The sequence below is a fragment of the Streptomyces sp. URMC 126 genome (assembly GCF_051386555.1).
Lineage (GTDB): Bacteria > Actinomycetota > Actinomycetes > Streptomycetales > Streptomycetaceae > Streptomyces.
On sequence record NZ_JBPQTX010000328.1, the window covers coordinates 1 to 7,682 of the forward strand.

Annotated in this window: 8 protein-coding genes; 5 read left to right on the forward strand and 3 right to left on the reverse strand. The window is 72.0% G+C overall.

Translation table 11 applies throughout. From position 1 onward, the window contains the following. Nucleotides 1-215: 215 nt before the first annotated feature. The 4 genes from ACSNOK_RS28065 to ACSNOK_RS28080 all read left to right on the forward strand — a co-directional run bounded on the left by ACSNOK_RS28065 (nt 216) and on the right by ACSNOK_RS28080 (nt 4,437). Complete coding sequence (locus tag ACSNOK_RS28065; protein WP_436783589.1) at nt 216-2,102, forward strand: FG-GAP-like repeat-containing protein; 1,887 nt, start codon at nt 216-218, stop codon at nt 2,100-2,102. A 244-nt stretch (nt 2,103-2,346) separates the two neighbouring features. Next, nucleotides 2,347-2,697, forward strand: coding sequence for a hypothetical protein (locus ACSNOK_RS28070; RefSeq protein WP_436783590.1), 351 nt, complete (start codon nt 2,347-2,349; stop codon nt 2,695-2,697). A gap of 285 nt (nt 2,698-2,982) precedes the next feature. Then, nucleotides 2,983-3,792: an MgtC/SapB family protein gene (locus ACSNOK_RS28075; RefSeq protein ID WP_436783591.1), complete on the forward strand. Its 810-nt coding sequence runs from the start codon at nt 2,983-2,985 to the stop codon at nt 3,790-3,792. Nucleotides 3,793-3,879: 87 nt separating this feature from the next. Continuing rightward, nucleotides 3,880-4,437 (forward strand): GNAT family N-acetyltransferase, encoded by a 558-nt coding sequence (locus ACSNOK_RS28080; RefSeq protein ID WP_436783592.1) that lies wholly within the window; start codon nt 3,880-3,882, stop codon nt 4,435-4,437. Between the two features lie 443 nt (nt 4,438-4,880). On the opposite strand, the gene ACSNOK_RS28085 is transcribed toward ACSNOK_RS28080, so the two are convergent. After that, nucleotides 4,881-5,264, reverse strand: a complete 384-nt coding sequence (locus ACSNOK_RS28085) for a hypothetical protein (protein ID WP_436783593.1) — start codon at nt 5,262-5,264, stop codon at nt 4,881-4,883. A gap of 19 nt (nt 5,265-5,283) precedes the next feature. Continuing rightward, a complete protein-coding gene (locus tag ACSNOK_RS28090) occupies nt 5,284-5,739 on the reverse strand; it encodes a hypothetical protein (protein ID WP_436783594.1) in 456 nt (151 codons plus the stop codon). 385 nt (nt 5,740-6,124) lie between these two features. On the opposite strand from ACSNOK_RS28090, the gene ACSNOK_RS28095 reads away from it, so the two are divergent. Next, nucleotides 6,125-6,976, forward strand: coding sequence for a helix-turn-helix domain-containing protein (locus tag ACSNOK_RS28095; protein WP_436783595.1), 852 nt, complete (start codon nt 6,125-6,127; stop codon nt 6,974-6,976). 71 nt (nt 6,977-7,047) lie between these two features. Here ACSNOK_RS28095 and ACSNOK_RS28100 read toward each other — a convergent pair whose 3' ends face one another. Beyond that, entirely contained in the window at nt 7,048-7,623 is a 576-nt protein-coding gene (locus ACSNOK_RS28100) for a DUF6368 family protein (RefSeq protein WP_436783596.1), read from the reverse strand. Nucleotides 7,624-7,682: the final 59 nt, after the last annotated feature.

The window sequence follows — 7,682 nt, forward strand, 5'->3', positions numbered from 1 at the left end:
TGGCGGGGGAGGGGGCCGGGCCCTCCCCCGCCACGGGGTGCCGTAGGCTCTCGGGCACGCACCCGCCGTAGCGCCCCGTGCCGCTCCCCGCCGCCGTGCGCGCAGAGCGCATCGAACCCTGACAAGAGTCACCCACCCCGGGCCCGGCAGCCGTCACGCGACCGCACTGTGCAAACATTTGATCGAATATTTGTCCCCTAGTGCAGTGAGTCGCTTTGACATCTTCCAGATGGTCCCGGAGCCTCGCCACCGTCATCGCCATGGCGGCCTGCGGCGCCTCCGCCACCACAGCCGTCGCGGCCCCCGGCCCCGGCCCGGGCACCACCCCCAAGCCCGCGCCCACCGCGTCCGCGTCGGCCACGACCACCACCCCGGACGCCCTGGAGAAGTACTGGACGGCCGAGCGCCTGGCCTCCGCCGTGCCGGCGGGCGCCGGCCGCGGCGCGCGGATCGCGGCCCCGGACTCCGCCGCACCCAGCCTGGCCGCACCCGGACGCGTGGGCCCGGCCCCCAAGGGCACCCCTAAGGGCACGTACGGAGACGGCATACCCGCCGTCGGTACGTTCTTCTTCAACGACAAGGCCACGGGCGCCACCTTCTGCTCCGCGAGCATCGTCCGCAGCGCGCACCGCAACCTCGTCCTCACCGCCGGGCACTGCGCCGGGCGCGCGCAGAAGAACGGCATCTTCATCCCGCAGTTCCGCAAGGGCAAGGCGGTGAAGGACCAGCCCTTCGGCGGCTACCCGGTCCAGAAGGCGTTCACCTACGCCAACTACACGTCCAACAGCGTCAAGGCGGACTCCGACCTCGACTTCGCGTTCCTGCGCGTCGGCCCGGAGCTCAAGCGCAAGAAGCAGGTGGAGGAGGTGACCGGCGCCGGGCTGCGGCTGCGGAACACCCCGCGCCTCGCCAACAGGGTCACCGTCTACGGCTACCCGCACCTCAGCGGCAACGGCCAGCGGGCGATCAGCTGCACCGTGCCGACCGAGCGCCTCGCGGGCTACCGCCAGATCCTGATGCGGTGCGCCGGCTTCTACGGCGGCGTGTCCGGCGGCCCGTGGATCACCGGTTACAACGCCAAGACCCGCACCGGCGACGTGATAGGCAACGTCGGCGGCCACAACGGCGGCGGCCCGGTGAACAGCGCCGGCCACGACGACTGGATGAGCTACTCGCCCGTCTACGGCCAGGAGATCCAGAACCTCTACCGCACGGCCGTCGCGAACGGCACCCCGGGCGCGGCCCCCCTGAACGGCCTGTACGAGGGCCGCCTCGCGGGCCCCGCGAGCGACTGGAAATACGCGACCCACGTCGTCGCCGCCGACCTCGACGGCAACGGCCGCGACGACCTGCTGGTCATCTGGAAGGACGGCGAGGCCACGCTCTACCCGGGCGACGGCCGCGGCGGCTTCGGCGCGCCGCGCACGCTGGCCAAGGCCAAGTCCTTCTGGAAGAACGCCCGCTCGGTCACCACCGGCGACTTCACCGGCGACGGCCGCCCGGACCTCATGGTCCTCTGGGCCAAGGACGAGAAGAAGGACACCACCACCGGCAAGGTGAGCGTCTTCTCCGACATCAGCGCGGCACGGCTGGGCGGCACCAAGGAGTACGTGGTCAAGAAGGCCGGCTCCGACTGGAAGTACGCCACGGCGATCACCGCCGGCGCCTTCGACTCGGGCAAGGCCGACGACGTGGTGGTGCGCTGGAAGGACGGCGACGTCACCCTGCACAGCGGCGTGACCGGCAGCGGCACCGGCCGTGAGCGGACCCTGGCGAACAGGGACACCGCCTGGAAGGACGCCGTCTCCCTCACCACCGGGCAGCTCTCCGGCCGCGGCACCGACCTGCTGGTCCGCCGCGCCGACGGCAAGCTGGAGGCGTTCTCCGGCATCACCGCCACGTCCGGCCGCCTCGGCACGGGCACCGTCCTCCAGCCGGCCCACCCGTCGTACGCCCGGAACTCCGCCATGGCGGCGGGCGACTTCACCGGCTCCGGCGGCCGGAACGACCTGCTGGTCCGCTGGATCGAGGGCGAGACCTCGCTGTACGAGAACACCTCGGCGAAGCGGATCGGCACATGGAAGACGCTGGTCTCACCGTGAGGTGAACCGGGATCGGAATGCGGCGGCGGCGACGCCGCCGCACTCAAGCGGGGCGGCGCCGGATTCGACGGGCGCCGCCCTGTCTCGTCAAGCATGTTGCGGCCAGAAACCACGGTGAACAGCGCAATTATATAGTGCGTCCGCATCCGGATTGGTACTGATGGATACAGCGAATTCTTCCCTGCCGGAGAAATCCGAACGTAAGCTTCCCGTTACGCCGGGCTTTCTGATCGCCACGCTGTGGGTGCCCGTCGCGACCGTTGTCGGGGTGGTCGTCTCGTGGCAGGTCCAGAGCATCGATCAGGACTGGGTCGACCGCCAGCAGGCGGCGTGCCGGCGTATGCCGTTTCCGAAGGCGGAGCATGTCGCCGCGTGGGGTGGTCTGGCCCTGGGCGTCTCCGCGGCTGTCGTCTGCTTCCTGCTGGCCCGGCGCGTCCGGCGGAAACACGGCATCCGGCTCATGGACACCAAGCTGGGGTTCCTGGCCGGCACTGTCGCCTGGATCGGAGCGCTGACTATTCCGATGGAGCTCTTCATGCTGTACGCCACGTACACATCGGACGGCTCGGGGTCGGTCCTGGGCGACTGCTGGTAGTGCCCGGTCCGCTGATGTGTGCGCCGGGGGAAGTGGGGCAGGCGGGGTGATCGCTTGGTTCGCGCCCGCGGGTGGGGTGGCGGACGTGGCCGTGCCGTGCCCTCGGGAGGCCCTCACGCACCCGTTCCGGTGCGGTCTTTTCCGTGCCCGGAAGACTGCGCGGTCACTGTCACGGTCACGATCACCGCAATGGCGACGTCGACTGACGGGCTGTCGGCTCAACGGGAGGCCGTGACCCGCCGATACCAAAGCGACACAAGGAGACGAGCGGAGGAGGAGAGTCGGATGATGACGGTGCACGAGTGGCACGCGGCGGCCAACATCGGGGCCGGGCTGGGGCTGGGCTCGGTGATCGGGCTCGAGCGTCAGTGGCGGGCCCGGATGGCGGGGCTGCGGACGAACGCGCTCGTCGCCGCCGGGTCCGCGCTCTTCGTGCTCCTCTCCTCGTTCGGCTTCGCGGACGCCACCAGCACCACCGGCTACGACGGATCGCGCGTGGCCGCCCAGATCGTCTCGGGCATCGGCTTCCTCGGCGCGGGCGTCATCATGCGTGACGGCCTGAGAGTGCGCGGCCTGAACACGGCCGCCACTCTGTGGTGTTCCGCCGCCGTCGGCGCGCTCGCCGGATCCGGCCTGTATGTGATCGCCATCCTCGGCACGGCGGGTGTCGTCGCCGCCAACACCCTGTTGCGCCCGCTCGCCCGGCGGCTGGACCGGGAGCCGCGTGGTGGGGCTGAGGTGGCGACCGACTACCACTTCGAGGTGGTCTGCACCGAGCCCGAGGAGGCCCACGTCCGTACCCTCGTCGTCCAGGCCGTCGGCCGTCCCGGCTTCCGGCTGCGCTCGGTGCACAGCCGGGACGCGGAGGACGCCGGGAAGGTCACCGTCTCCGCCGACCTGACGACCGAGCGCCGCGACGACAGCCTCCTGGAGGAGGCCGTCAGCCGCCTCTCCCTCGAACCGGCGGTCTCGGCGGTCAGCTGGACCGTCCTGAACGCCTCCGACGAGGAGTCGGAAGGCGAAGGAGACGACGACGACTACGGCACGGCCGGCCGGGCCCGGCGGCGGGTGCGGAACCTGTTCGGCGGTCGGTGACCGCCGGGGGAGGGGGGAGGGGCGGTGTCGGTTCGGGCGGTCGAAAAGCGTTCGACGCGGCGCGCGTTCCGCAAACACACTGGTCCCATGCGCATCCGCCCTCCTCACCCGTGTGAACTGCCGCTTCTCCGGAACCTCGAACGGGCCGCCGGGCGCCGGTTCCACGAGGTCGGCATGGCGGAGATCGCCGACGACGAGCCGCTGTCACTCGACGAGCTTGAGGATTACCGCGGAGCCGGGCGGGCCTGGGTGGCGGTGGAGGGCCAGGAAGGCGAGGAAGGCGAGGAAGGTGGGGAGGGCGGCGGCGGGGCGAGCCCGGGCTTTCCCGTCGCGTATCTGCTCGCCGACCGGATCGACGGCAACCTCCACGTCGAGCAGGTCTCCGTCCATCCCGACGCCGCCGGCCGGGGCATCGGGCGGGCCCTGCTGGACCACCTGGCGTCCGCCGCCCGCACGGCGGGGATCCCCGCGCTGACCCTGACCACCTTCGCCGACGTCCCCTGGAACGCTCCCTACTACGAGCGCTGTGGCTTCCGCCGACTGTCCGCGGACGAGATCACCCCCGAGCTCCGTGCGGTCAGGGAGCGGGAGGCCGCACACGGCCTGGACCGGTGGCCACGGGTGTGCATGCGCCGGGAGGTGTAAGGCCGGGGGCGGGCGCGAGGCGCGTCCGGGCTTGCTTCGGCGGTGGGTACGACCGGCTTCGGCGGTGGGTGCGACCGGGCCGCGCCCGTACCGGGGCAGCCGTCGATTGCCGGTGTGCCGGAGCGAGGCGCTCCGTTGCCGTCGGGCCTTGACCGGTTCGTCGTCGCCGCGTCAGCGTCGGGGGAGGAAGAGCCCGAGCGGGTGTTCCTTCTGCCGGGGGCGCATTTCTCGGCGGCGGCGACGGTTCGCAAGCCGCCCCTTTCCCGTCGTGCCGCAGCCTTGGCGCGGCCACCGCGGAGAACGAGGAAGGGGCGACGTCGTTCCCGGTGGCGAGGGAGACGCGGAGGCCCGGGGCGGTCGACGCCGAAGCCGACGCCGCTGCGGCGCCGGCCCCCGCCCGTAGCTCCCCCGCCGACGTGGCGTCGGCGGGGGAGCCGGACGGTTCAGGCCGGGCGGGTGGTTTCCGACTCCAGTTCCGTGACGAGGTGGTAGCCCCCGGCCAGGTCGATGTCGGTCCGTTCGCGGAGCAGCTTGATCGCGGCTTCGCGTTCGCCGTTCCGCAGCAGGGCCGTCAGTTCGGCTACCAGGGGCGCGTCGAGACGCCGGAGCGATTCCAGGGCCTGCCGGTAGGTGGCCGGCAGGGTGTGGCCCTGGCCGAGCAGGTCCAGGGCGACGGGGGCCGTGTGGAGTCCGAGGCCGGAGTTCTTCCGCAGGCGGCGGACGGCCTTGGCCGTGCGGCCCTCGGCGGCGAGGGCCCGCGCCTCGTCCTGGGCCTCCGGGTCCACCGGCGTGATCAGGGCCGTCGTACGCGTGGTGGTACTCGTCATGGCGTCGGGGCCTCCCCGGTCAGCGGCACTGCTTCTTTATCTGGTCGATGCCCAGGATCGCCGAGGCGAGGCCGCCGAGGGTGGCCCCGAGTTCGCTGATCTTCTCCTCGCCCTTGGCGACGCGGATCAGGAGGTAGGCGGCTTTCTTGACGCCGCCGGCCTTGCTGATGAACGCCTTGAGCTTGAGGACCTTGGCGACGGGGACGGCGCCGCCCGCGACGGCGGCGGTGATGGCGGCGACGCACTTGGTGGTCTGCCACCAGCCGAAGGCCACCACGCCGTCCGGTCCGGTGGGGAGGCGGTCGGCCAGGTACGCGCGGACCGCGTCGTCCCCGCGCCGGGCCACGTCGTCGGGCATCTCGTCGATCACCGTCAGGGCGGCGAGGAGGCGCTGCCCGTCGGGGGTGTCCAGTTCCTCCGCGGCCGTCAGGGGAGCGTCCGCGGCGGTCAGGGTGGTCAGTCTCGTGAACTTCACGTGGTTCTCCCGTCCATCCGTTCCATCGGTCGATGTGTCGGTCGGTCCCGGCCGGTCGGGCCGGGGAGGGTACGGCGGCACCACTGGTCGAGCGGGACCGCCGTCCGACGGAAACGATCATGGGTGATACGGGAGGGGCGTCACGATGCCTTTGAGGCGGAGGAGACCGGAACGGCTTGTTCTGAACGCTCGCTGTCCGAAGCTTTTCCCCCTGGCGGGATGTTTGAGAGCCGCCCGGCAACCGCCCCGAAGCCACCCGGGAGCCGCTCCCGGGCGCCTCCCGCGTTCGGGCACCCGTGCCACCCCGGCGGTGGCTCGTGCCTCCATCGGGTGAACGGGCGCCCGCACCGGACCGGACGGGCCCGCAAGCCAGTAGGAAAGGCACATGCCGCCCAGAACGACACCCACCGAACGCCAGAAGAGGCTGGGGAGCGAGCTGCGCAAGATGCGCACCGCGGCCGGGGTTTCCACCGACTACGCCGCTCGCCTGCTCGGCGTCGACCGAACGAAGATCTCCCATATGGAGTCGGGGACGCGCGTCGTCTCACCCGAGCGTCTGCGCATCCTCGCCTGCAACTACGCGTGTTCCGACGAGCGGTACATCGAAGCCCTCACCGACATGGCCACCGACCGCAAACAGGGCTGGTGGGAGCGGTATCGAGCGGACCTGCCGCCGGGCATGCTCGACATCGCGGAGTTGGAGTGGCACGCGGAACGGGTGCTGACCTCCCAGGTCATGCACCTCCCCGGGCTCCTCCAGACCGAGGACTACGCCCGCTCGATCTTCGCCGCGGTGCTCCCGCCGCCCAGCCGGCTGGAGGTGGAACTCCGGGTGGCCTTCCGGATGGAACGCGCCCGCGTCCTGCACGGCGACCGGCCGCTGGACTACGTCGGATACATCCACGAGACCGCGTTGCGCACCCGCTTCGGGGGTCGGGACGTGACCCGGCGGCAACTGGAGTACCTCGCCGAGATGTCCGAGCACGACCACGTCGTCCTACGGGTCGTCCCGATGTCCACCGGCGCCTTCCCCGGCGCCGGCCACTCGCTGCTCTACGCGGAGGGTCCGGTCCGCCAACTGGACACCGCCCAGCTCGACTCCGAACTCGGCCCCCTCTTCTGGCACGCCGAGCTGCAACTCGGCAAGTGCCGCGCCCAACTCGCCTGGATGGAGAACGCCTCCCTGGACCGCGCCCGCTCCCGCGACCTCATCCGGGCGGTGGCCCGTGAGGTGTGACGGGGGGAGGGAATCTCTCCTCATCGTCCGCAGGAGTCCCCGGTGCCCTTGTGGCGTGCCCCCGCCCGCCGTCAGGCGCCCAGGCGGAACGCGGGGTGCCGCAGCCAGGCCGCCAGGAACGCGGCGTCGCCGACATGCCCGTACCACCCTCCGCCGTCATCGGCCGCCTCGACGACCCGGTAGAGGACCCCCGGCGGAGGCGGCGGGCCGGCCGGGCCCCGCCCGGTCCCGTCCAGGGGGCCGTCGAACTCCACCAGCGCGCCGAGGCGGCGCGCCAAGGACAACGCGAGGTGTCCGAGCAGCAGGTGGTCCACCGGCGCGGAGCAGTGGGCGCCGACGAGCAGGCCCCAGGCCGGGGCCGGCAGCCCGGGCGGGAGGATCAGGCCGACGGCCGGATCCTCGTCCTCCGCGAAGAAGAAGGGGCCCGCGCCGTCCGGCGGTGGTGTGGGGAGGGCGAGCGTGGGGGAGTTCCCGAGCACCCGGAAACGGTCGGATGCCGTGTTGCTCGTTCCGTCACCGCTTCCGTCACCCTTTCTGTCGTCGTCCGCGACGGCCGCCACCGCCGGACCCCACCACGCCAAGGCGTCCGCCACGGCCCGCTCGTACGGCAGCCGCGTCCCGAGCCACAGGCTCACCACCGGTCCCATGGCTCTTGTTCTCCCCACGGCTGCGCCGGATAGTCGGGGACGGGGTGTGGGGGCGGCGG

Coding starts and splice junctions, on each gene's coding strand:
- ACSNOK_RS28075 (WP_436783591.1), top strand. CDS start 2,983: ATGATGACGGTGCACGAGTGGCACGCGGCGGCCAACATCGGGGCCGGG.
- ACSNOK_RS28080 (WP_436783592.1), top strand. CDS start 3,880: ATGCGCATCCGCCCTCCTCACCCGTGTGAACTGCCGCTTCTCCGGAAC.
- ACSNOK_RS28085 (WP_436783593.1), bottom strand. CDS start 5,264: ATGACGAGTACCACCACGCGTACGACGGCCCTGATCACGCCGGTGGAC.
- ACSNOK_RS28095 (WP_436783595.1), top strand. CDS start 6,125: ATGCCGCCCAGAACGACACCCACCGAACGCCAGAAGAGGCTGGGGAGC.
- ACSNOK_RS28100 (WP_436783596.1), bottom strand. CDS start 7,623: ATGGGACCGGTGGTGAGCCTGTGGCTCGGGACGCGGCTGCCGTACGAG.